22 protein-coding genes are annotated in these 22,510 nt (G+C 61.4%); 13 read left to right on the top strand and 9 right to left on the bottom strand.

Features of this window, described 5'->3' with window-relative positions:
* The first annotated feature begins 264 nt into the window (after window positions 1-264).
* Window positions 265-1,143, top strand: coding sequence for a sugar phosphate isomerase/epimerase family protein (locus AC1DWZ_RS08530; protein ID WP_477168454.1), 879 nt, complete (start codon window positions 265-267; stop codon window positions 1,141-1,143).
* 142 nt (window positions 1,144-1,285) lie between these two features.
* Here AC1DWZ_RS08530 and AC1DWZ_RS08525 read toward each other — a convergent pair whose 3' ends face one another.
* Window positions 1,286-1,714, bottom strand: coding sequence for an organic hydroperoxide resistance protein (locus AC1DWZ_RS08525; RefSeq protein ID WP_477168453.1), 429 nt, complete (start codon window positions 1,712-1,714; stop codon window positions 1,286-1,288).
* Between the two features lie 278 nt (window positions 1,715-1,992).
* Here AC1DWZ_RS08525 and AC1DWZ_RS08520 point away from each other — a divergent pair, with 278 nt between their 5' ends.
* On the top strand, window positions 1,993-2,457 hold the full coding sequence (locus AC1DWZ_RS08520) for a MarR family winged helix-turn-helix transcriptional regulator (RefSeq protein ID WP_477168452.1): 465 nt from the start codon (window positions 1,993-1,995) through the stop codon (window positions 2,455-2,457).
* Window positions 2,458-2,487: 30 nt separating this feature from the next.
* Here AC1DWZ_RS08520 and AC1DWZ_RS08515 read toward each other — a convergent pair whose 3' ends face one another.
* On the bottom strand, window positions 2,488-3,237 hold the full coding sequence (locus AC1DWZ_RS08515; protein ID WP_477168451.1) for a response regulator transcription factor: 750 nt from the start codon (window positions 3,235-3,237) through the stop codon (window positions 2,488-2,490).
* Window positions 3,238-3,537: 300 nt separating this feature from the next.
* On the opposite strand from AC1DWZ_RS08515, the gene AC1DWZ_RS08510 reads away from it, so the two are divergent.
* From AC1DWZ_RS08510 to AC1DWZ_RS08475, 8 genes are all read left to right on the top strand, one after another.
* A complete protein-coding gene (locus tag AC1DWZ_RS08510; RefSeq protein WP_477168450.1) occupies window positions 3,538-5,304 on the top strand; it encodes an ATP-binding SpoIIE family protein phosphatase in 1,767 nt (588 codons plus the stop codon).
* Between the two features lie 3 nt (window positions 5,305-5,307).
* Window positions 5,308-5,643: an STAS domain-containing protein gene (locus AC1DWZ_RS08505; protein ID WP_477168449.1), complete on the top strand. Its 336-nt coding sequence runs from the start codon at window positions 5,308-5,310 to the stop codon at window positions 5,641-5,643.
* 31 nt (window positions 5,644-5,674) lie between these two features.
* Window positions 5,675-6,484 carry an MlaE family ABC transporter permease gene (locus AC1DWZ_RS08500; RefSeq protein ID WP_477168448.1) on the top strand — a complete coding sequence of 270 codons (810 nt, stop codon included), beginning with the start codon at window positions 5,675-5,677 and terminating at the stop codon, window positions 6,482-6,484.
* A gap of 4 nt (window positions 6,485-6,488) precedes the next feature.
* Entirely contained in the window at window positions 6,489-7,349 is an 861-nt protein-coding gene (locus AC1DWZ_RS08495) for an ABC transporter ATP-binding protein (RefSeq protein WP_477168447.1), read from the top strand.
* A 24-nt stretch (window positions 7,350-7,373) separates the two neighbouring features.
* Window positions 7,374-8,393, top strand: coding sequence for an MlaD family protein (locus tag AC1DWZ_RS08490; RefSeq protein ID WP_477168446.1), 1,020 nt, complete (start codon window positions 7,374-7,376; stop codon window positions 8,391-8,393).
* Window positions 8,390-9,001, top strand: a complete 612-nt coding sequence (locus AC1DWZ_RS08485; protein ID WP_477168445.1) for an ABC-type transport auxiliary lipoprotein family protein — start codon at window positions 8,390-8,392, stop codon at window positions 8,999-9,001. Before AC1DWZ_RS08490 ends, AC1DWZ_RS08485 begins: the two co-directional genes overlap by 4 nt.
* A gap of 122 nt (window positions 9,002-9,123) precedes the next feature.
* Window positions 9,124-9,603 (top strand): peptidylprolyl isomerase, encoded by a 480-nt coding sequence (locus AC1DWZ_RS08480; RefSeq protein ID WP_477168444.1) that lies wholly within the window; start codon window positions 9,124-9,126, stop codon window positions 9,601-9,603.
* A gap of 189 nt (window positions 9,604-9,792) precedes the next feature.
* Entirely contained in the window at window positions 9,793-10,038 is a 246-nt protein-coding gene (locus AC1DWZ_RS08475) for a hypothetical protein (RefSeq protein ID WP_477168443.1), read from the top strand.
* Between the two features lie 7 nt (window positions 10,039-10,045).
* Here AC1DWZ_RS08475 and AC1DWZ_RS08470 read toward each other — a convergent pair whose 3' ends face one another.
* A complete protein-coding gene (locus tag AC1DWZ_RS08470; RefSeq protein WP_477168442.1) occupies window positions 10,046-10,741 on the bottom strand; it encodes a substrate-binding periplasmic protein in 696 nt (231 codons plus the stop codon).
* A 429-nt stretch (window positions 10,742-11,170) separates the two neighbouring features.
* Between AC1DWZ_RS08470 and AC1DWZ_RS08465 the strand changes: the two genes are divergently transcribed.
* A complete protein-coding gene (locus AC1DWZ_RS08465; protein WP_477168441.1) occupies window positions 11,171-13,129 on the top strand; it encodes a sensor histidine kinase in 1,959 nt (652 codons plus the stop codon).
* A 21-nt stretch (window positions 13,130-13,150) separates the two neighbouring features.
* Here the strand turns inward: AC1DWZ_RS08465 and AC1DWZ_RS08460 are convergent, their stop codons facing one another.
* From AC1DWZ_RS08460 to AC1DWZ_RS08450, 3 genes are all read right to left on the bottom strand, one after another.
* Window positions 13,151-14,320: a hypothetical protein gene (locus AC1DWZ_RS08460; RefSeq protein ID WP_477168440.1), complete on the bottom strand. Its 1,170-nt coding sequence runs from the start codon at window positions 14,318-14,320 to the stop codon at window positions 13,151-13,153.
* 253 nt (window positions 14,321-14,573) lie between these two features.
* Complete coding sequence (locus AC1DWZ_RS08455; RefSeq protein ID WP_477168439.1) at window positions 14,574-15,416, bottom strand: EamA family transporter; 843 nt, start codon at window positions 15,414-15,416, stop codon at window positions 14,574-14,576.
* A gap of 126 nt (window positions 15,417-15,542) precedes the next feature.
* Complete coding sequence (locus AC1DWZ_RS08450; RefSeq protein WP_477168438.1) at window positions 15,543-15,986, bottom strand: CreA family protein; 444 nt, start codon at window positions 15,984-15,986, stop codon at window positions 15,543-15,545.
* Between the two features lie 263 nt (window positions 15,987-16,249).
* Here AC1DWZ_RS08450 and AC1DWZ_RS08445 point away from each other — a divergent pair, with 263 nt between their 5' ends.
* Both AC1DWZ_RS08445 and AC1DWZ_RS08440 read left to right on the top strand, forming a co-directional pair.
* Window positions 16,250-16,789 carry a superoxide dismutase family protein gene (locus AC1DWZ_RS08445; RefSeq protein WP_477168437.1) on the top strand — a complete coding sequence of 180 codons (540 nt, stop codon included), beginning with the start codon at window positions 16,250-16,252 and terminating at the stop codon, window positions 16,787-16,789.
* A 173-nt stretch (window positions 16,790-16,962) separates the two neighbouring features.
* The gene (locus AC1DWZ_RS08440) at window positions 16,963-19,323 is read left to right on the top strand and encodes a diguanylate cyclase domain-containing protein (RefSeq protein ID WP_477168436.1); all 2,361 of its coding nucleotides are present in this window, start codon (window positions 16,963-16,965) and stop codon (window positions 19,321-19,323) included.
* On the opposite strand, the gene ftsY is transcribed toward AC1DWZ_RS08440, so the two are convergent.
* From ftsY to dapF, 3 genes are read right to left on the bottom strand one after another with little or no spacing between them, the layout of a single operon-like run.
* Window positions 19,287-20,225, bottom strand: a complete 939-nt coding sequence (gene ftsY, locus AC1DWZ_RS08435; protein WP_477168435.1) for a signal recognition particle-docking protein FtsY — start codon at window positions 20,223-20,225, stop codon at window positions 19,287-19,289. The two genes, AC1DWZ_RS08440 and ftsY, sit on opposite strands and share 37 nt — an antisense overlap.
* A gap of 25 nt (window positions 20,226-20,250) precedes the next feature.
* Window positions 20,251-21,558 (bottom strand): tRNA (N(6)-L-threonylcarbamoyladenosine(37)-C(2))-methylthiotransferase MtaB, encoded by a 1,308-nt coding sequence (gene mtaB, locus AC1DWZ_RS08430; RefSeq protein ID WP_477168434.1) that lies wholly within the window; start codon window positions 21,556-21,558, stop codon window positions 20,251-20,253.
* On the bottom strand, window positions 21,551-22,429 hold the full coding sequence (dapF, locus tag AC1DWZ_RS08425) for a diaminopimelate epimerase (RefSeq protein WP_477168433.1): 879 nt from the start codon (window positions 22,427-22,429) through the stop codon (window positions 21,551-21,553). Before dapF ends, mtaB begins: the two co-directional genes overlap by 8 nt.
* Between the last annotated feature and the right edge of the window lie 81 nt (window positions 22,430-22,510).

The raw sequence follows: 22,510 nt of genomic DNA, 5'->3' as shown, positions 1-22,510 counted from the left end.
CCTCCCGTGCTTCGATGGTTCTGAGCCATCGATTGCTGCACTGCAGTAACGAGTATATGGCTTGATTCTGCCGATCTTCAATATCTCTTTCGCATTGCAGCAATGCGAAAGCGTCGCACCCCCTAAACGAAACTGGCGCCGGCGGCCGGCAATGCGACCGAATCTTGCCGAAACGCTCTTTCAGGCCCTGTTCAGGACAGTGTGCCCAGCCTAATTTCCTCTCCTGCTAACGCTATCATTCACCATCATCTGGGAGAGAACGGGATGAACAAGATCGGTGCCCATGCCTTGGTCTGGGTCGGCGGCTGGAGCCATGCGGAAGCCACTCAGGCCATCGAGAAGACAGCTTCCCTGGGCTACGACATCATCGAGATTCCGGCCCTCGACCCCACCACCATCGATGCAGCTCATACCCGCCGCACGGCTGAGGCCAACAAGCTCGGCATCACCGTGTCATTGGGGCTCGACGGCAGCGCCGATATCTCCAGCGAGGATCCGGACAAGATCAAGCGCGGCGAAAAGCTGCTGCGCGATGCGCTGGCGGTCACCCGCGACATGGGTGGCACGCATATGTGCGGCATCCTCTATTCCGGCTTCATGAAATATGCCGATCCCACCACCGAACGTGGCAAGGAAAATTCAGCCGAGGTGCTGCGCAAGATCTGCGCCGAAGCCGCCAAGAGCAACATGACCATCGGCCTCGAGGTCGTGAACCGCTATGAAAGCAACGTCCTCAACATCGCGGCGCAGGCGGTCGATTTCTGCAAGCGCATCGGTGCCCCCAATGTGAAGGTGCATCTCGATACCTATCATATGAACATCGAGGAAGCGGATATCGAGCAGGCGATCGTCGATACCGGCGACTATCTGGGCTACTTCCATATCGGTGAGTCGAACCGCGGCTATCTTGGTGCCGGGTCGATCGATTTCGACAAGATCTTCCGCGGCCTGGCGCGCGCCAATTACAAGGGCCCAATCACCTTCGAGAGCTTCTCCTCGACGGTCGTCAACAAGCAGCTCTCAGGTATTCTGGCGATCTGGCGCAATCTGTGGGAGGACAGCACCGACCTCGCCCGCCACGCCCACGACTTCATCCACGCCAACCTCAAGGCCGCACAGGAAGCCCAGATCAGGCGCGGGTAGTTTTATCCTGAAAACGTGGATGGCCGGCCCCTTTTTTTAAGCAAAGCTGGGCCCGGCCATGACGGCATTATTTAGAAACAGCGCTATTTAAGTTCGTCATCCCCGGGCTTGACCCGGGGATCCACTCTTGCCGGTTTGCCCCTTACTTCACGTTCAACTTCACATCGATGTTGTTACGCGTGGCGTTCGAATAGGGGCACACCTGGTGGGCCTTGGCGACGAGGGCTTCCGCATCCGCCTTGGCGACGCCCGGCAGCGAGATATCAAGCGAGACTTCCAGGCCGAAGCCACCTTCCGAGCGCGGGCCGATGCCGACTTCGGCGGTGACCGTGGCGTCGGCCGGTACCTTCACGGTGCCGCCCTGGGAGGCCACGAACTTCATGGCGCCGATGAAGCAAGCGGAATAGCCGGCGGCGAAGAGCTGTTCGGGGTTGTTGCCGGCACCACCGCCGCCGCCCAATTCCTTCGGGGTCGCGAGAGTGACGCTGAACGTACCGTCCGCGGTCGCAGCTTTGCCGTCGCGGCCGCCGGTGGCGGTGGCTTTGGTCCGGTAGAGAACATTGACGCTCATGGTTCGCTTCCTTTCTGCTCGCCCTGTCCCACGCTGGATTGCCGGGGGGCCGATGGCGGCTGGGCTTCATTGCCCGCCGACTCTGGGGTGGATATTGGCATAAATTAGATTGTGCACAATCTAATTTTTCATGCGACCCGCGCATACCTGGATTGCGCAATTAAATTTTACACAATCTATTTCCAGAATGAGCCGGAGGGATTAGATTATTACTGACCGCGATTGTTGAAATGAGCGGGGGCCGATCTCGTTCCCTGCAGCCCTTCCCGAGGCCGATCATGGCGCGTAACGACGACCAAAATCATGACAGGGACATGCTGCTGCTTTCCCAGCAGCTCTGCTTTGCCCTCTATTCGACCGCCCATGCCTTCAACCGGGCCTACAAGCCCCTGCTGGCCCCGCTCGACCTCACCTATCCGCAATATCTGGTGATGCTGGTGCTGTGGGAGGCGGACGATCTCACGGTCAAGGAGATCGGCGCCCGCCTGCAGCTCGATTCAGGAACGCTGACCCCGCTGCTGAAGCGACTGGAGGCGGCGGGGACGGTTGAACGCGTGCGCGACACCGTCGATGAACGCCAGGTCCGCATCAGGCTCACGGACAGCGGCCGCGCCTTGCGCAGAAAGGCCGAAGGGATTCCAAAAAAACTGACCCAGGCGATCGGCCGCCCGATCCCCGACATCGTCGCACTGCGCGAACAGCTGAGCCAGCTCCGCAGCCGGATGGATGCCGTCACGGATTGACTAATTTTTGCCCGACTAGTTTTTGGCCGACTATTCTTCCGGCGATGCAGGAACGGGCCTGGTCACCGGTTCCAGCGCCAGGCGCTGCGCCAGGATGACGGCCTGGGTACGTGAGGTGACGCCCAGCTTGCGCAGGATTTCGGTGACATGTGCCTTCACCGTGGGCTCACTGATCTGCATTTCATAGGCGATCAGTTTGTTCGCCATGCCTTCCGCCAGCAGCGACAGCACCCGGTGCTGTTGCGGCGTCAATTGTGCCGCGCGTTGTGCGAGGTCGCGGTCGCGCGACGTCAGCACATCATCCTTGGCTTCATCCGGTAGCCAGATAGCGCCGGAGAGGATCGCCCGCACGGCATCCAGGAACCGGTCGGCAGCGGCCAGTTTGGGAATAAAGCCGGCAGCACCCATTTCAACCGCTTGCCGCATGGCAGCCGAATTCGTGCTGGCCGACACGATGGCGATGGGCAGCGCCGGATGTGCTGCCCGCAAGGCCGCAAGACCCGCAAGGCCCAGCATCCCCGGCATATCGAGATCCAGCACCAGGAGATCGGTGTCCTGGGTGGCCTCGATCGCCGCCTGGGTTTCGGCGAGCGTGCCTGCAAAGGCGATCCGGGCACCGTCGAAGCCGCCTTTCAAGGCTGCCGCCAGAGCATCGCGCACCATCGGATGATCGTCCGCGACAACGAATGCCAAGGCGCCCGCTGCATGCGCCGGCACCGGTTGGGCAGCGTCGGGGACGGTGAACCCTATGTCCTGCGATGACCCGGCCTTACCCGCCATATGGTCGCTTCCCCCAGTTCAGACTTCTTTTATGGGACGCCTTCTGGCGCCTGCCGCGTTATTAGGACAGCATACACGCTCGGATGCGGATCGGAAATCATCCAGCGCCGGGCGCCCATCCTGGCGGGACGCCCGGTGCACGCACTGGGCCTCCGCCTTCCGTGGTGCCTTTATGTGACGGGGCCCTCTTGACCGCGGGTAAGCCGGCCGGAAGCCGGCGGCGCTGTTGCTGCGCCGTAAAGTTGCGCGCTAGAGTGCCGGCCACCCAATACCCGGCAATTCGGCAATCAGCGCGGTAGGATGACCATCGATCAATCAGAATCAGGGGCGCTCAATTTTGCAGCCTCCCTCGCCCGCTCCTTCGCGGCCTCGCTCAATGTCGATGCGACGGTCGGCCAGGCCTTGGGCAGCATCATCCAGTTGCTGGAAACCGAGGCGGGCTCCCTGTTCCTGCTCGACGATGCCGGGCAGATGCTGGTCTGCCGCGCCAGCGTCGGGCCGGTCAAGATCGATGGGCTGGCGGTCCCCATGGGCCAGGGCATCGTCGGCCGCGCAGTCGCCGAAGACAAATTGCTGGCGGTCGAGAACGCCTATCAGGACAAGAATTTCTTCAAGGGCGCCGATGAGCGCACCGGCTTCGTCACGCGCTCGATCCTGTGCGCACCGATGCGCGTCGGCGACAAGCTGATCGGCGCGGTCCAGGTTCTCAACAAGCGGTCCGGCCACCCCTTCGACGGCACCTCCGGCAAAGACGCCAACATGCTGCAGGTGATGGCCAACGCGGCAGCGCTCGCCATTTCCAATGCGCGCCTTGCCGACCAGCTGCTGGAGCAGGAGCGCATCAAGCGCGAGCTGGAACTGGCCTCCGAAATTCAGCGCAGCCTGCTGCCGGCACAGGATGACGATCTGCCGATCTGTGGCATCAATCGCCCGATCCGCGAGGTTTCCGGCGATTTCTATGACTATTTTGAACTGCCCGACGGCACGATCGCCTTCGCGCTGGGCGATGTGTCCGGCAAGGGGATGAACGCTGCCCTGCTGATGGCCAAGACCGCGAGCCTGTTCCGGTGCCTTGGCAAAACCATCCGCGATCCGGCGCGACTGCTTTCCATTCTCAACCGCGAGATCTGCGAAACCACCAGCCGCGGCATGTTCGTCACCATGCTGGCCGGGCTCTATGAACCAGCAACCGGCCTGCTGCGCTATTCCAATGCCGGCCACCTGCCGCCGCTCATCAAGTTTCCCGATCACCTCTATGAACCCGTCATGCCGGATGCACCGCCGCTCGGCATCCTGCGCGACATTCATTTCGAGGATCACGAGATCAATCTGACCGGCGGCCTGTTTGTCGTCTTCTCGGACGGCCTTACCGAGTTCCGCTATGGCGATGAGGAACTCGGCGTCGACGGGCTCAATTTGCTGCTCGAATACGCCCATGACGGGCCGCTGCGGCAGCGCCTGGAAATGGTGCTGGCGGAACTTGACCAGGGCGGCTGGCAAGCCAAGGACGACCTCACGATCCTGGCCATCGACGACCGCGCTGCCGGCAAGGCGTGGCAGCGGGAACATCCGCCGATGGTGGCGGCACCGGCTGAGGCAGAATTCCTGTTCGGCCTCTCCTTCCCGGCCGATCCCAGCCGTCTCAAATTCATGCGCCCGGCGCTGGAGGGGGCTGCCAAGGCCTGCCAATTCGCCGAGGACGAAATCCAGGATCTGGTGCTGGCGGCCGGCGAGGCCATCGAAAACATCATGATTCACGCCTATGGCGGCCAGGCGAAGGGCGAAATCACCCTGGCGGTGCACCGCCTGCCGGACGGAATTATGCTCCGGTTGCGAGATTTTGCACCCCGCGTGGATACCGGTAAGATAGAACCAAGACCGCTTGACGAGGTCAGACCCGGTGGATTGGGGACGCATTTCATCCGGGCCATCATGGACGATGCCAGTTTCATTCCCTTGCCGGACGGCGAGGGAAACCTGCTGGAACTTGTCAAACGGCGCCGAAATACCGCTGATTCCACCGGAAACCCGGTGCCGAGCGGTGCGGACAGCAAGGGTGGGAATTAGGGGATGTCTGTGGCCAACATCAAGGAAGAACAGGGCAAGATCGTCATCGCCCTCGAGGGAGAAATCGATCTCGAGAACGCCGGCGATGTGCGCAAGGCGCTCCTTAACAGCCTGAAACAAAAGAAAGATCTGCTGATCGACCTGTCCGCGGTCAGCTATATCGATTCGTCGGGCATCGCCAGCCTGGTGGAAGGGCTGCAGGTCGCACGCAAGCAGAAGAACGAATTGTCGCTGGTCTCGGTGAGCGCCCGCGCGCTCCGCGTCCTGGAACTGGCCCGCCTCGACAAGGTCTTTGCGATCCATGCCGACGTGGCCGCCGCCTTGGCGCCAAAGGCGTGAGAGCGAGAGAAAAGAGGCGAGATCCTTCCTGATGGCGAATCCCGCAAAGCTCCCCGCAAAATTCTTTGAGCTCATCGGCCGGCGCACCATCGCCGGGCTCGACGAGATGGGCTATGCCGCCGCCATCTTTTTTGAAGCGATCTATTGGACGCTGACCGGCTGGCGCTACCGGCAGCCCGTGCGCATCACCGCAACCTTCGGCGCCATGATGCAGTTCGGTGTCGCGGCCTTGCCGATCGCCACCCTGCTTGCTGCCACCATCGGCCTGATGCTGGCGATCCAGAGCCTCTACAGCCTCGGCATCTTCGGCGCCGAGCAGTATGCCTATATCGGCATCGCCCTTTCCGTGGTGCGCGAATTCAGCCCGATGATCATGGGCATCCTGATCGCCGGCCGCTCGGGCTCTGCCATTGCGGCACGGCTCGCCACCATGAGCATCAACCAGGAAGTCGATGCCCTGCAGGTGATGGGGATCAATCCTGTACGCTTCCTGGTGTCGCCCGTGCTGATCGCCCTGGTGCTGATGATGCCGTGCCTTGCCATGTGGGCCAATCTGGTCTCGCTGCTGTCGGCCGGCCTTTATGTTTCGGCGCAGCTCCACCAATCCTTGGGCGCCTATTTCAACGATACCATCGCCGTGCTGAAGACCGGCGATGTCTGGCACGGCCTCGGCAAGGCGACCCTGTTCGGCATCATCATCGCGCTGGTCGGTGTCATCAACGGATCGATGGTGCAGGGCGGTGCCGAAGGTGTCGGCAAGGTAACGACCCGCTCGGTCGTCATCTCGATCACGCTCATCGTCGTTGCCGACATGATCTTTGCCTATATGACGACGCAGTAGCACCATGGCATCCCCCACCGCCCTTTCCGCTGAAGCAACCAACCAGGCCAACCGGCCCAGTGCCGAGGACATCGCCGCGCGCCGCAAGGTGATCGAGGTCGACCATCTCGACTGGTCTTTCGGTGCCCGCCAGGTCCTGTTCGACATCAATCTCGATGTGCGCGAAGGCGAGATCATGGTGATCATGGGTGGATCCGGCTCAGGCAAGACCACCTTGCTGCGCCACCTCGTGGGCCTGATGCCGCCGATGCCGGGCAAGGTCAAGCTGCTCGGCAAGGATATGGGCGCACTCTCACGCATGCAGCTGCTGGAATTGAAGCGGCGCATCGGCGTCGCCTTTCAGTTCGGTGCCCTCTTCTCCTCCATGAGTGTGGCCGAGAATGTGAAGCTGCCTTTGCGCGAGCTCACCGATCTCGAAGAGCGCACCATGGACATCATGGCCAATATGAAGCTCGAGGTGTGCAACCTCTCCGGCTTCGGCCATCTGATGCCGGCCGATCTCTCCGGCGGCATGATGAAGCGTGCCTCGATCGCCCGTGCCATCGTGATGGACCCGAAGCTCATCTTCCTCGACGAGCCATCGTCGGGCCTTGACCCGGTGGTCTCCTCGGCACTTGACGATCTCATTCTGAAATTGCGCGATGCCATGGACATCTCGGTGGTCGTGGTCAGCCACGACGTCGAAAGCGCCTACAAGATCGCCGACCGGATCACCATTCTCGACAAGGGCCAGATTCTGATCTGCGACCGTGTCGAGGCCGTCCGCAATTCGACCAATGAACGGGTGCAGAATCTGCTGCACCGCCGGTCCGAACAGGCCGAAATCGACCCAACCGAATATCTGCGCCGCCTAGCTGGCGATTGAACTTCCCCGGGGGATTGAAGATCGATGCGTAATCACTTTCTCAATTACACGGCCGTCGGCATCTTTGTCGCCGCCATGATCGCGGCGCTGGTGGTGTCGCTCTCGATGCTGGCCGGCCGTACTGGACCCACCGACAGCTATTCCGTGGTGCTGGATGACGTGACCGACGTCAAATACGGAACCATCGTCCGGTTCGCCGGCTATCCGATCGGGCAGGTCGAAAAGATCAGCCCCGAATACAACGAAGGCAGATACCGCTTCCGCCTGCACATTGCGGTGAAGGAAGGCTGGAAGTTTCCCCAGGATTCGGTGGCCCGCATCGCCGCCTCCAGCTTCCTCGCCGGCAAGACGCTGGAAATCAATGGCGGCCTTGCCAGTGCCACCATCGCACCTGGCGGCGAGATCGCCGGCGGGACAGCTGCCGACATGTTCTCGCTCATGGCCCAGGTCGCAGCCGAGATCGGCGATCTCTCCAAATCCTCGCTGAAGCCGCTGGTCGCCAAGATCGGCGATATCATCGACCGGATCGGCAACACCACCGAAGTGAACCTCAAGGAATTGATGGGCTCGCTCAACGCCATCGCCCATGAGGTCAATGCCAAGACACCCACCATCGTCGGCAATGTCGAGACCTTCTCCAGCCAGATCAATGTCGAGATGGCCAAGGTCGACCAGCTGCTGTCGGAGAAGAATATCGGTGCCGTCAACAATTCACTGGGGCACATCGAGAACGCCACCGCCAACGCGGAGGTCGCGAGCAAGGATCTACGCCAGATCGGCGCCCAGATATCCAAGGTCGCCGACCAGATCAGCGCGTTGGTGGCCGACAACCGCAAGGGCGTCGACAAATCCGTGGCCGATCTCGAATATACGTTGCGCGCCGTCGCGCAGAACATCGATTCCATCACGCATAATCTGGACGGAACCACGCGCAACATGAACGAGTTCAGCCGACTCATTCGCCAGAATCCTGGCCTGCTGCTGTCTGGCAGCAATCCGGAAACCGACAAGGGCCTCAGCCCGAACAGTGGGGATGAGCAATGATGACGACCCGCCGCACACTCTTTACCGTGATCGGGCTTGGCCTCAGCCTTGCCTTGAGCGGCTGCTTCGGCTCGGCACCGCCGGTGCCCAAGGAACAATATTTCCGCCTGATCGCCAGCAGCGATCCGGCACCGGTTGCCAATCCGCTGAGTGGCATCGTCGAAGTGCCGCCATTCCAGGCCGAAGGTGTGATGGGCGAGCGGCCGCTCTTGTTCACCCAGGATAACGGCATGAAGCTGGAACAGCGCAACTACGCCTACTGGACCGATCCGCCGCCGGCCATGCTGCGCGACCAGATGGTGGCCTTCCTGGGAGCGGCGAAGCTTGCCGACCAGGTGGTGCCGAGTGAATTGCGGGTTGCGGCCAAATACAGGGTCGAAGGGCGCATCAAGCGCCTGGAGCAGGTTGCCGGTGCCAAAAACGGCGGTGTCATCGCCCTGGAGCTGGCCCTCATCGACAAGACCAGCGACAGCATCGTCGCCTCGGGGACCTATGAGGTGGCCAAGGATGCAAGCGGCCCCAACATCGATGATGCCGTCCATGCCCTCAATGCCGGTCTCAACGAGATTTTTGCCAAATTCGCCGCCGATCTCGGACAGCGCGGCTGAACCGCAAGCGGGGTTGCGGGGAATGCTTGAATTCGGGAGCCGATCGCCATAGATAGGCCCCCATCCATCACGAGCGGCCTGCGCCCAGAATAGGTGCGGGGTCAAAACGAAAGGAATTTTCTATGTCGCGCGGCGCCCTCAAGGTCCACGATCTCAGCCCCGAGAAGATCAAGAGCCTGACCCATTGCACCATTTCAACCAGCAAAGGCGATATGAAGCTGGAGATGTTCCCCGAGGACGCCCCCAATTCGGTCGCCAATTTCTATGTCCTCGCTGAGGACAAATTCTATGACGGGCTCAACTTCCACCGCGTGATCCCCGGTTTCGTGGCCCAGGGCGGCTGCCCGGAAGGTACTGGCACCGGCGGTCCGGGCTGGCGTATTGCCTGCGAAACCAAGGGCAACCCGCACAAGCATATCGAAGGCGCCCTCTCCATGGCGCATGCCGGGCGCGACACCGGCGGCTCACAATTTTTTCTCGTATTGGAGAAGCAGCCGCATCTCGATGGTGGCCATACGGTGTTCGGTCAAATCGTCGAAGGGCTCGATGTCCTACAATCCCTAGAGATGGGCGATGAGATTAACCACATCCGCTTCGAATGATGGCAAATTCCTAAAAATCCGGACTTCCAATATCGCTCAATAACTTAGCTGCGCTCCTGAAACTTGTTGTTAAGAAATAGGGCCTAAAGTCCCAATGTCAGGTGTCTGGCATTGGGCCGGCACTCGCATGGTTTCAGGGGCGCAATTATGGGGCGGGCTATATTGAACTGGTTGCCATGGCATCGCGATGTGAACGTTCTGGCGGATGAAGAGATCGACCGCCTCGATGTCGGCACGGTCCTCATTGAAATTTCCGACAAGCTGCCGCAGCACATGTACGCGCATTGGCGCGTTGAAAAGCGCTTCAAAGGCCCGGGCGATCAACCGCACGTCTCCTTGCGCAATGTCAGCGATCCCTATGCCCACAAGCTGCTGTCGATTTCGTCGCTGATTTCGGCGCGCCGCTTCCAGCTCGAAGGCGCTGCTTCCCACTAACTAACCGCTAGCCGATCTGCTGCAGCATCTCGCTGACGAGTCTTGCCCGCAGCTGCTCCAGCTCGCCGCTCTTGGTCATGTCCAGGATCACCGCTTCGATGCTCGGGACCAGGGCGCGGTGGCTTTCATGCAGGTAGTGATAGACGTAAATCCGGCTGAGGGGCGGCAGGACCGGTGCGATACGCGATTCCAGATGCTGCTTCTTGATTTCCACCTGGCCGCTGAACAAATCGGTGACCAGCAAATCGAAACGCTCGCGGTCGAGCATCTTGACGAGCTCAGCGAGGCTGTTGGCACGCTGCACATGCGGCATGTCGCGGGTACCCGCCTCTGACGAGCCGACACCGCGAACAATCCCGACCTGATAGTCCTTGATCGATTCCCAACCCTGCACGTCGAACTTCAAGCCCGTGGTAAAGGCCGTGGGCTCAATATAGTTGATCGGCGGGGATAGCTGAATCAGCGCCGGATAGTCCTTGCTGATATTGGCAATTCTCTGGATCTCGCCATCCGTCTCACCGGCATTGCTCAGAGCAAGCGCACGTTTTGCCTCGACGTCGATGAAGTCGAGCTTGATATTGAGCCGCGCGTAGACCTCGCGCAGAATCTCACCGCCGACATGCTGATCCGGCACATTCGCCAAGCGCGACAGCGTGATGGTCGCCGGTGTTGTGGATGATTGCGCGAGCGCCAGCCTGGACAACCAACCTGTCCCGCACAGAGCAGCAGGTACACCGAGGACAAGCATCCGTCGCGCTATGTCTGTCTGTTTGGCCATATCCGCCATGACTCGTTCGTGGTTCGCTGACGCGCGCCCAGAACACATACTAGGTTGGCGTCACATGGATCGCCGCAGGCGGCCACCATCAACTCGACCAATGAACCAGCAATCAGGTGCAGCTCATTTGGCAGAACCACCTGAAGGAAGCACGTCACTCAACTATCCTCTCCATGCCCGGCCCCGTCCAATGAATTTCGATAGGATTGCCATGTCCGCCGAGAATAGGCACGCAATCCGCTGCCAGCGCATGAGAGCCTTCGAGCCGCATGTCATCAAGAACTATGCTATGATTTCCATGCCGGCTCATCTGAGCCGCTCATGATCGGCGTTCGCGGCAGGATTGGGCAGCGATTGGCAACCAAAGATAGCAACGGACAAAGCGGCGCAACGCAGGCGATGGTGGCGAAAAGCCAGCCCTCTCCTGTGGATCGCGTAAGGCGCGGAATCGGTGCGCGGCTTCTGATCCGCGTGGTCCTGTTCAGTTCGGCCGTGACTCTTGTTCTCACCACGATGCAGCTCTATCTCGACTATCGCCGCGATGTCAGCATCATCGACCAGCGCCTCAATGAGATCGAGCACAGCCATCTTGCCAGTATCGGCGAAAGCCTGTGGCAGCTCGACGAACGACAGCTCGCTCTGCAGCTCGAAGGTATCCTGCGCCTGCCGGATATCAGCGCCGTGGAGGTGCGTGAATCCACCGACCGCGGCAATTCACTGCAGGTGGCAGTCGGACAGCCGCAAACACATTCCGTGATCGCGCGCAAATTTCCGCTCACCTATGCGGTACGCGGGACCAACCTCACCATCGGTACGCTCTATGTCGAAGCGACACTGACCGGGATCTATCGCGAGCTGGTGAACAAGGCGGTCGTGATTCTGGTCAGCCAGGGCACCAAGACCTTCCTGGTATCGCTCTTCATCCTTTACATGTTGCACAATCTCGTCACCCGGCATCTCGCATCCATGGCTGGCGCGCTCAGTGTTTTCGATCCAAGGCGGGAGTCGACACCGCTGACGCTGCAGCGGCCGGCGCCACCGACACCCGACGAACTTGATCAAGTTGTCAGTGCCTTCAACAGTGTCTATGCCCGCCTGCGCAACGCCTATGACGATCTGCGCGCCGCCAATCAGGAACTGGCGCGCGACAACCTTGCCCGCCGGCGCGCGGAGACCGCCCTACGGGAAAGCGAACATCGCTTCCGCGACTATGCGGAAACGGCCTCGGACTGGTTCTGGGAAACCGGGCCGGACCACCGCTTCACCTATCTCTCGGACCGCGTCGCCGATTTTGGCGTTATCACGGCGGACCTGATTGGCCAGCGGCGCTGGGATGCCGCAACCGATCTGGAGCAGGATCCGGAAAAGTGGCGGCTGCATTTCCAATCCCTCGACTGGCGCGAATCGTTCCGCGACTTCACCTATCAGATTCGGCTGGCCGGCAATGCGCTGGGCTATGTCTCGACCAGCGGCAAGCCGGTCTTCGATGGCGCGGGGGCCTTCCTCGGCTATCGTGGTGTCGGGCGCAGTGTGACCGCCCAAGTCCACGCCGAGCTCGCCCTCCGCGAGGCGATCAAGCAGGCGGAACTCGCCAATACGGCAAAAAGCGACTTCCTCGCCAATATGAGCCATGAATTGCGGACACCGCTCAATGCCATTATCGGCCTCTCTGAGATGATCGAGAGCGAGATGCTGGGGCCGATCGGCAACGAGCATTACCGCGGCTATGCGGGCGACATCAATGCCAGCGGCCGGCACCTGCTTGGCATCATCAACACCATCCTTGACCTTGCAAAAGTCGAAGCTGGCAAGATGGAACTGCAGATGCAGGCGCTGCCGCTTGACGAGATCGTTCTGGCCGTCGTGCGCATCATGACGACGCAGGCAGAAGCCGCCGGGCTGCATCTGGAGACGGTCATATCGCCGGACTTTCCGAATGTGCGCGCCGACGCACTGGCCATTCGCCGCATCCTCTTCAACCTCATCTCAAACGCCGTGAAATTCACCCCGCGCGATGGCCGCATCACCGTTTCCCTGCAACGCACGGCCGCCGGCGAAATCGAACTGTCGGTGGCCGACACCGGCATCGGAATTGCCGCTGAGCATTTGCCTAAGCTGATGCAGCCTTTCGTGCAGTTCGACAATGTCTATCAACGGAAGTTCCAAGGTGCCGGGCTGGGCCTCGCACTGGTGCGGTCGCTGGTGGAGCCGCATGGCGGGACCGTGACCATCAGCAGCGTGGTGGGTCAGGGAACCTGCGTCCGGGTCCTGTTGCCGTCGGAGCTCGTTGTGGCGGCCGCAACAGCTGATTGACGACGCGCCCCACTCCGACGATCAGTCGTTTGAACCGTAGCCCTTCTTGTCCGGATCTCCACTGCCTGGGAAGCGGCTTTTGCCGGGCCCATTGGCCGACGTCGTCATCTGCCCCAGATCGTCGAACAAATCCTCCAGGAAGGACGGCAGGATGGATTGTTTCCTGGTAACCGGCTTCGGCGCCTTTGCGGTGGACGTCGCTGCGGATTTCTGCGCACCAGTCGGCGCCGGTTTAGCAGCCGTCCCATTGGCTTTTGCAGGATCGCTGGCCCTGGCAGAGGGTTTGATCACAGGCAGCAATTCCACTGCCGGATCCACGGTCGCTACAGAAATCGCCGGCAAGGTTGCCGGCTTTTCCTGATCCTTGAGATCAGCCGATATCTGCATGCTATCCGCCTTCGTGGCTGCCAGCGCGGCCGGACCTTCCGGGATCTCGGATTGCGACGGCGTGATGAAATCCGCTGACAGGGCCGGCAACGGATCCATGGGCGGTGCCGCCAGTAACGATGCCGGCAACGCCGCCTGTGTGTCGCTCCCCGGGGTCAGCGCCACCGCGATCGGTATTGGCGGCAGATCGTCCGTGTCGGAGGCAACACTTTCCGGCAGCGGCATGGTGGTTGGCGGCTGGGCGGCTGGCGGCTGGGCCGGGGCAATCACCTGCGCCATAGCCGGTTGGACCGCGGTCACCGGCGGGCTAGATTGGCCGTCATAGATCGTTGCGATCAGCAAGGCGCCCACAAGCGTCGCCGCACCGATTCCGACAGCGAGAACTTGCCGATGGCGGCCCGGCTGCGCCAGCTCGGCTACCGCGCGAACGGCGAGGGTCGCGATCGCGGCTGCCCCACGTTGCGCAGCGCTGATGCTCCGGTCGGCTGCCTCCTGCAAGGCGCCATCGGCCTTGGCTATGCCGATCGCAAGCAAGCGGGACGCGGCAGGGCCAGAGGCGGGCTGTTCGGATTGGGCCGGCTGCGACTTCCCACCGAAGGCCGCCAGATAGGCTTCGTAGGACAAGTCTCGGGCAGGTGGCAGGCCAGCGGCCATGAGCACGCTATCGCTGATCCCATTTTTGACCCGGAGATAGCCTTCGTAGGACAGTGCCGATTGAGGGTCTGTGCGCGATGGCGGCGCAGACGTCTCCGGCCGCCGCGCAAAACGGTCAATGATTCCAAACTCCAGACCCGACGTGGCCATGTTCCGCCCCCAACGCTTAGCCCACCGCGCTTAGCCCGCTACACATCCGGAAATTAGGACTAAATCCAGATTCACCAAGGGAGGCGGCTTACCTTGGCCCCTACGAGCCAGTCCGGCTACCACCCAGACGCGGCGCCATAACACCGCAGCGGGTCAAACGATCCCTGGATTTCTGGGGGTGCATAAAATTTCCCGAATCGAAGATCAGGGCGCAGGTCCGACCAAGGGCACGCGCGATCTGGATCAAGGACTGTCAGTGGAGGAGGACGGCCCCCAGGGCGACCAGGCTCACCGACGCATAGCGCCGCTTGCGGAACTTTTCCTTCAACAGGAAGGCGCTCATGATGGCGGCGAAGATGACGCTGGTCTCGCGCAGGGCGCTGACCTGGGCAAAGGCGCCGTCCTTCATCGCGAAGATCGAAATGGCATAGGCGCCGGCCGAGAGCGATCCCCCCGCCAGACCCAGCTTCCAGGCACCCGACCAATAGCTGAAGGCCGGCCGCATGCCACGCCGCCACAGGCAGAACAGCACCAGCATGGGCGCATCGAGCGCGAACAGCCAGGCGATATAGCCGAATTGCTGCGCCTCCGTAGTCCCGGCATGGCGGACACCGAGGCCGTCGCACAGCATATAGCCCATGATGCAGACACCGGTGAGAAGGCCAAAGGCGACCGGTTCCCATTTATGCTTGCCGGCCAGCGGCTTTTCGACCGAGAGGCTGAGAATGCCGATGGAAATGGCGGCGACCCCCGCCATCTGCCAGACCGCCAGAATCTCATAGGGCGGCAGGACCCAGGCCGATACCGCCACCAGCAGCGGCGCCGAGCCGCGCGCGATCGGATAGACCTGGCTCAGCTCGCCATGACGGTAGGCGAGGACCAGAAACAGATAGTAGCCGAGATGTGTCAGCAGCGATCCCAGCAGATAGATCCAGCTGGCCGGTTCCGGCACGTCGGTGAAGAACAGGAACGGGACGGCGATGAGGCCCGCCAGACCCATGGTCAGGCCCATGTTGAGCAGCGTGTCGTTGCCGATCTTGACCATCACGTTCCAGCTGGCATGCATCACGGCAGCCAGCAGAACGAGCAATGTCATGGAGAAAGAGAGTGTATGCATGATGCCCGCGACCATGACAGATGCATGACGCCCTGCCCAATCGCTTGTTTCGATGGGGGCATAGATAAAACCGCATAGGTCGCGGGTAAACGATAGACAGGACCCTTAGTTCAGCGGCACGACCGAGATCGAATTATAGGGTGATCCATCGATCAATTTGGTCGACCAGACGAGATAAACGAGGACGTTCTTCTCGGCATCGAGGAAGCGGCTGATGCGCAACTCCTTGAACAAGGCAGAGGAGCTTTCGGAAAACACGACCTCGCCATCCTTGTCGGTCGGGATCTTGCCGGTGATCTTGGTGGGGCCAACAGCGCGGCAGGCGATGGAAAAGCGGCTGGGATCTTCGGCAAGGCCCACGGCACCGCTCCAGCCGCCGGTCTCTGCCCGGCTGAGATAGCATGATACATTCTCGACCTTGGGATCGTCATAGCGTTCGATGACCACCTTGTCGTTGGGACTCATCATGCGGAAGGTCGTCGAGACCGCGCCGATTTCCTCCTGCGCTGCTGCCGGCACCACCATGGCGCTGGAGGCGCCCAAAACCATTAAGCATGCTGCGCACTGAATCCAATTCATGATCTTCTCGTACCTCAGGAGTGTGGACGCCAACTGAAACCCGCACCTCGAAATGGGGTTCCCTGACCAGCACAGCAAGAGTCCGCCGGAAAGGATGAGAATGCCAGCCGGACAGCGTCCCGCAAGTCAACTGCGACAATATCGACGCTGCGTTCGGCGGCAAACACGGTAACATGCCGCACGAACAACCTGCGAAGCCGACGTCTAGAAGTCGATGTCTTAAGGAGATGATGATGCGCCGATCTGGTCTGGTTTCGCTGGCAGCGATGCTTTTTCTGTCCACCGCTGCCTTTGCCGAGACACCGCACAGCGTCGAGGCCATGCTGCAGGGCGCCGAAGGCGTCAATTTCGGCAGCGTGACCGTGACCGCGGCACCGAAAGGCGTCCTTGTGCATATCGAGGCTTCCGGCTTGCCCGCCGGCTGGCACGGATTGCATTTTCACGAAAAGGCCGACTGCTCGGATCCCAAATTCGCCAGTGCGGGCGGCCATGTGCATGCCGGCGCCAAAATTGTCCATGGCCTGCTCAATGCCAAAGCGAATGATTCCGGCGATCTCCCGAACGTCCATGTCGGTAGCGACGGCACGCTGGCGGTCGAGCTCTATTCGACACTGGCATCACTCACCAAGGGCAATAAGGGCATCATGCTCAACGATGCGGACGGTTTCGCCATCGTCCTTCACGCCGCACCCGACGATTACCAGTCGCAGCCGATCGGCGGTGCCGGCGCCCGCCTGGCTTGTGCCGCCTTCAAATCCACAGCTCCCCTCTAACATGCAAAGCGTCGCGAGAAATCTCCCATAAGTTTTCTTCGCCAGCGCAAATCGGCTGTTTTCCGCATCCAAATGCCGGTTCGTCGCAAAAGCGCCCGGTTATTAACCTTGCACTAAGCTTAAGCCCCTTAATCTGACACCGTATTTCAGCGTGTTTGACGGGGAATTATCCGGTGGCCTCCATCGGCGCCATCATTTTCCAGCTACTGCAGAATGTCAGCCTGTTCGCCCTGGTAGCGGCCGGCTATGTCGCCATTGCGCGCGTCACTATCGTCGACAATAGAATTCGTGACCTGGCGATCGGCATCGCCTTCGGTATCGGCGCCTTGCTGGCCATGTCGAACAATATCGTGCTGGCCCCCGGTGTTGCCGTCGATGGGCGCAGCGTGATGACGGGCTTGGTGGGCGTCTTCGGCGGCCCGATCGCCACCGCCGTTACCGTCGCCTGCGTCATCTTCTATCGCCTGTGGCTGGGTGGTGGTGGCGCGCTCGCCAGCGTCTTCGGGTCCATCTCCGCCGGCCTTTTAGGCATTGCCTTTGCCACCCTCTCCCACCGCGGACAATTCAAGTTCGGCCTGCTGCCGCTCCTGGCCCTGGGCGTTGCCGTGGTCAGCCAGGGTTTCGTCTGGTTCATGCTGCTCCACCCCAGTGCCACCGTGGCGCTGGCGTTGCGGGCGGCCATCCCGGTCTATTTCGTCATACCGCTCGGCATGGCGCTGCTGGGCATCGTGCTTCACCGCGAGGATCAGCGGCTGGCGCTGCAAAAGCGCCTCCACGAGCAGACGCAATTGTTCGAGGCGATCTTCAATTCCATGAGCGAAGGCGTCACGGTGGTCGATGCCGAAGGCAAGATCATCATGGTCAACCCGATGTCCATGGCCCTTGCCGGCGTCGCCGCCAACGACACGCCCTCAGAAGAATGGCCCGACAAGTTCGGTGTCTTCACCCCCAACCGGCAGGCGTTGTTCGATCCCGAGAAAATGCCCTTGGTGCGCGCCATCAGGGGCGAAGAAACCAACGATGTGGAAATACTGGTCCACAACCAGGCCAATCAGCGCGCCCGCTTGCTGAGCGCCAGCGGCCGGCCCTTGCGCGATACCGCGGGCGCCATCCAAGGTGGCGTGGTCGTGTTCCGCGACGTGACCGACCAGCGCGAAACCCAGGAAACATTGCGTCGCAGCGAAGAGCGCTTTGCCTTGGCCATCGCCGGCAGCCAGGACGGCATCTGGGACTATAGCCCCGTGACCGGCGCCGCCTGGTTTTCGCCGCGCTTCAAGGCATTGCTCGGCTACCGCGACGATGAGTTTCCCAACGACATCCAGTTCTGGAAGAGCCGCATGCTGCCGGAAGACCATGCGGCATCAACGGCGCAGTTCTTCGACTATGAGGCCGGGCGCTGCGACCGGATCGAAAACATCCAGCGCTTCCGCCACAAGAACGGGCAACTCGTCTATTTGAGCAACCGTGCCACCGGTATCCGCGGCGAAGACGGCAAGATCCACCGCCTGGTCGGCGCGGCCACCGATATTACCAGCCAGAAGGAACGTGAGAACGAGCTTGCCGAGCTGCTGAACCAACTGACCGGGACCCAGGCGCAGATCAAATATGCCCATGATGAAATGGAGCGCTACGCCACTTTGCTGCGCTCATTGACCGATGCGATGCCGGCACTGGTGTCTTTCATCGACCGCCAGGAACGCTATGCCTATTGCAACAAGGAGTATCAGGACGTCTTTGGCGTCGAGCCGGATGCCATCATCGGACGGACGATCGAGGACGTGGTCGAAGCCGAGATTTACGAGGTCGTGAAGCCCTATCTTGAGAAAGCCTTGAAAGGCCAGGAAGTCACCTTTGTCCGCCCCCTGATTGCGCAGGGTGAACGGCGCTATATCGAGCAGCGCTATATTCCCGAGATCCGCGCCGACGGCAAGGTGATGGGCTTCTACGCCATTGGCTGGGATATCACGGAGCGTCACAAGCGCGAACAGCATCTGAGCACCGAGGCCGCCACCGATCCATTGACCGGCCTTCTCAACCGGCGCGCCATGATGGCGGCGATGAACGAGGAAGCTCTGCACTGGAAGGGTGGCGATATCAGCGGCGCTGTTCTCTATCTCGACATCGATCGTTTCAAACAGATCAACGACCGCATGGGGCATGATGCCGGCGACGGCGTGCTCAAGATCTTTGCCGAGCGCGTCCGCGCCATCGTGCGCAATTCGGACAAGGTGGCACGGTTGGGCGGCGACGAATTCGTCATTCTGCTGACCGCCCGCGACGGCGAGGATTCAGCCAAGCGTATCGCCAACACGCTGCTCACCCGCATGCTGACTCCCGTTGAATGGGGCGGTGCCGCGATCACCGTCACCACCAGCATCGGCATCGCACTGATCAACCAGCCGGATCTCAGTGCCCAGCAGATGTTGAAGGAAGCCGATATCGCGCTCTATGAAGCCAAATCGGCCGGACGCGCCACCTTCGCCTTGCGCCGGGTCGGCTATGCGACATCCATCAGCGAGCGTGCGAATTCCTGAGCTGCGAAGGGCTTGAGATCGTCCTGGCCTTCGCCGACGCCGATGGCCACGACCGGCAGCCCGAAGCGCTCAGCGAGCGCCACCAGCACACCACCTTTGGCCGAACCATCCAGCTTGGTGACGACCAGGCCCGTCACCTGGCAGATCTGCTTGAAAATATCGACCTGAGAATGTGCGTTCTGGCCCACCGTAGCGTCGAGGACCAGCAGGCAATCATGCGGGGCTGCGGGATCGACCTTCTTGATCACGCGGACGATCTTGGCCAATTCCTCCATCAGCCCCGCCTTATTCTGTAAGCGACCAGCGGTGTCGATGAGAAGAAGATCGATGCCCTGCGCCTTGGCGTCGGTCAGTGCATCGAAGGCGAGGCCGGCTGGATCGGCACCTTCGCCGCGGGCGATGACGGGCACGCCAGCGCGCTCACCCCAGATTTTCAATTGCTCGACGGCAGCGGCGCGAAACGTATCGCCAGCGGCCAACATGACCTTCTTGCCCTGGCCCTGATAGAGCCGCGCGAGCTTGCCGATGGTGGTGGTCTTGCCGGAGCCATTCACACCGACAACCAGCACGACATGCGGTCGGTGCGCGGCGATGGTGAGCGGTCTTGCCACCGGTTCCAGGATGGTGGCGATCTCGTCAGCAAAGAGTTCACGCACTTCCTCAGATGTCACTTCCTTGTCGAAGCGATCCTTCGCGAGGGCCGCCGTGAGCTTCGCCGCCGTGGCCGGGCCGAGATCGGCGGCAATCAGCGCCTCCTCCAGCTCATCAAGCAGAGCACGGTCGAGCTTCCGCTTGGTGAAGAGGCCCGTGAGACTGTCGGTGAGCTTGGCGGAGGAACGGCTGAGGCCGGATTTCAGGCGCTGGAACCAGCCCCGCTTCTCAGGTGTCGTGCTGTCGGTCATGAATGATCGGAACTGCGAAAAAGACTCATGCGGCGATGGCGGTGAGATGCTCGTCTGTCGCCCCATTGATACGGGTGTCGATGATGCTGCCCGGGACGGCGCTGAAACCCAGCGACACGGGTGCAAAATGGTCGCTATGGCCGAAGGCGAAGTTGCCCTCCGACTTTTCCACGAGGACGCGCGTGGCAGCACCGAACTGCCGGGCAAAATAGGCACGTTGGGCGGCGAGGCCGCGTTCACGCAGGGCCTGGGCGCGCGCCTTGCGCACCGGCCCTGGGACCTGCGGCATCTTCGCGGCCGGTGTCCCACTGCGGGCGGAATAGGGGAAGACATGCAGGAAGGTAAGATTGCAATCTTCAACAAGACGCAGCGAGTTCTCGAACATCGCATCGGTCTCGGTCGGGAAGCCGGCAATGAGATCGGCACCGAATACCAGATCGGGCCGTGCCGCCAGCATCTCCGAGGTAAAGCGGATCGCATCGTCGCGGCTGTGGCGGCGCTTCATGCGCTTCAGGATCATGTCATCACCGGCCTGCAGCGACAGATGAAGGTGCGGCATCAGCCTTTCTTCGGCGATGATGAGGCGGCGGAGTTCGTCATCCACCTCGACCACGTCGATGGAGGAGAGACGCAGGCGCGGCAATTCCGGCACCAGGGTCAGGATCCGGCGCGTGAGCGCGCCAAGGCCGGTATTGCCCGGCAGATCACCGCCATATGATGTGATGTCGACACCGGTCAGCACCACTTCACGGACGCCGTTGGCAACCAGCTGGCGGATCTGATCGACGATGGCGCCGGTCGGTACCGAGCGGCTGTTGCCGCGGCCGAACGGGATGATACAGAAGGTGCAGCGGTGATCGCAGCCCTGCTGGATCTCGACAAAGGCGCGGGCTCTTGCGGCGAAACCAGAAATAAGATGCGGCGCCGTTTCCGTCACCGTCATGATGTCGGCGACCGCGACATGTGGTTCATGCGAGAGGCTGAGTGCTGCAAAGCTCTCTGCCTTCAGCTTCTCTTCATTGCCGAGGACGGCATCGACTTCGTCCATCGCCGCGAACTTCTCCGGCGAAATCTGCGCGGCACAGCCCGTCACAATGATGCGGGCCGCCGGGTTGAGACGGCGCGCCTTGCGGATCGCCTGGCGCGCCTGGCGCTCAGCTTCCGAGGTGACGGCGCAGGTATTGATGATGATGGCATCGTTCAATCCGGCAGCGGTGGCGTGATTGCGGATGACTTCGCTCTCAAACGCATTCAAGCGGCAGCCGAACGTCACCAGCTGCGGTTGGCCGGGGATCGCGGTGTCGATGACGGGTGTGACGGTTTCCTCAGCCATGGCCGTTTGCGAGACCGGACCCGTTCACGAGACTGTCCAGATCGATCACCCCTTCATAGGACAGGGTCCAGGGACCGGTCATGCGCACATGGCCGTTTTCCAGCCATTCGATGGTGAGCGTGCCGCCATCGACGATGACCTCGCCCTTGCGGCTGCTGAGGCCACGCCGAGCTGCGGCCACCAACGTGGCACAGGCGCCCGAGCCGCAGGCCAGCGTGATGCCGGCGCCGCGCTCCCAGACCCGCATGCGCATGCGGTCCGGCGAGAGGATCTCCACGAATTCGATATTGGCGCGCTTGGGGAAGAAGGGATGGTTTTCCAGCTGCGGTCCGATGACCGGCAGGTCGATCGCATTGACGTCTGGCACGAAGAAGACCGCGTGGCTCGACCCCACATTGACACCGACCGGATCGGAGAGCGCCCCCAAAGAAACCGGCATGTGCAGCGTGTCGCAGGCCGACGCCACCGGGATCTCGGCCCAATCGAGATTGGCCGGCCCCATATCCACCGCAATGTGACCATTGGGCAGCGCTTCGGCGGGCAGCAGGCCCGAAACGGTTTCGATCACCGCATGAGCTCCGCCCTTACCATTGGCGGCCTTTTCACCCATGATCCGCGCCGCGATACAGCGGGTGGCATTGCCGCAGGCCCGGGCTTCCGATCCGTCGGCATTGTGGAGGCGCATGAAGACGTCTGCCCCCGGGGTCACCGGATTTTCCAGCGTCACCATCTGGTCGAAACCGACACCCAGATGCCGGTCCGCCAAGCGCCGGCGCTGCTGTTCCGACAAGGTCAGCTTCTGCCGACGCGCATCCAGCACGACAAAATCATTGCCGAGGCCATGCATCTTGAGGAACGGAACTGCCGTCATTGCCGTCATCTTTGCCGTCTTCTTTACGGGCGTCCTGGGTGAATCTTGCTTGGTTATGCCGGTGGGCTGGCCCCAAGTCCA

The organism is Dongia sp. P2_B8, assembly GCF_056404715.1.
This window is presented reverse-complemented; position numbering and strand designations above follow the sequence as displayed.

Bases quoted from the DNA above. Each gene is read 5' to 3' on its own strand.
- AC1DWZ_RS08455 (WP_477168439.1), bottom strand. From the start codon at position 15,416: ATGACATTGCTCGTTCTGCTGGCTGCCGTGATGCATGCCAGCTGGAAC.
- AC1DWZ_RS08460 (WP_477168440.1), bottom strand. From the start codon at position 14,320: ATGGCCACGTCGGGTCTGGAGTTTGGAATCATTGACCGTTTTGCGCGG.
- AC1DWZ_RS08480 (WP_477168444.1), top strand. From the start codon at position 9,124: ATGTCGCGCGGCGCCCTCAAGGTCCACGATCTCAGCCCCGAGAAGATC.
- AC1DWZ_RS08495 (WP_477168447.1), top strand. From the start codon at position 6,489: ATGGCATCCCCCACCGCCCTTTCCGCTGAAGCAACCAACCAGGCCAAC.
- ftsY (WP_477168435.1), bottom strand. From the start codon at position 20,225: ATGACCGACAGCACGACACCTGAGAAGCGGGGCTGGTTCCAGCGCCTG.
- AC1DWZ_RS08510 (WP_477168450.1), top strand. From the start codon at position 3,538: ATGACCATCGATCAATCAGAATCAGGGGCGCTCAATTTTGCAGCCTCC.
- mtaB (WP_477168434.1), bottom strand. From the start codon at position 21,558: ATGGCTGAGGAAACCGTCACACCCGTCATCGACACCGCGATCCCCGGC.
- AC1DWZ_RS08500 (WP_477168448.1), top strand. From the start codon at position 5,675: ATGGCGAATCCCGCAAAGCTCCCCGCAAAATTCTTTGAGCTCATCGGC.
- AC1DWZ_RS08525 (WP_477168453.1), bottom strand. From the start codon at position 1,714: ATGAGCGTCAATGTTCTCTACCGGACCAAAGCCACCGCCACCGGCGGC.
- AC1DWZ_RS08445 (WP_477168437.1), top strand. From the start codon at position 16,250: ATGCGCCGATCTGGTCTGGTTTCGCTGGCAGCGATGCTTTTTCTGTCC.
- AC1DWZ_RS08490 (WP_477168446.1), top strand. From the start codon at position 7,374: ATGCGTAATCACTTTCTCAATTACACGGCCGTCGGCATCTTTGTCGCC.
- dapF (WP_477168433.1), bottom strand. From the start codon at position 22,429: ATGACGGCAGTTCCGTTCCTCAAGATGCATGGCCTCGGCAATGATTTT.
- AC1DWZ_RS08530 (WP_477168454.1), top strand. From the start codon at position 265: ATGAACAAGATCGGTGCCCATGCCTTGGTCTGGGTCGGCGGCTGGAGC.
- AC1DWZ_RS08450 (WP_477168438.1), bottom strand. From the start codon at position 15,986: ATGGTTTTGGGCGCCTCCAGCGCCATGGTGGTGCCGGCAGCAGCGCAG.
- AC1DWZ_RS08515 (WP_477168451.1), bottom strand. From the start codon at position 3,237: ATGGCGGGTAAGGCCGGGTCATCGCAGGACATAGGGTTCACCGTCCCC.
- AC1DWZ_RS08485 (WP_477168445.1), top strand. From the start codon at position 8,390: ATGATGACGACCCGCCGCACACTCTTTACCGTGATCGGGCTTGGCCTC.
- AC1DWZ_RS08505 (WP_477168449.1), top strand. From the start codon at position 5,308: ATGTCTGTGGCCAACATCAAGGAAGAACAGGGCAAGATCGTCATCGCC.
- AC1DWZ_RS08520 (WP_477168452.1), top strand. From the start codon at position 1,993: ATGGCGCGTAACGACGACCAAAATCATGACAGGGACATGCTGCTGCTT.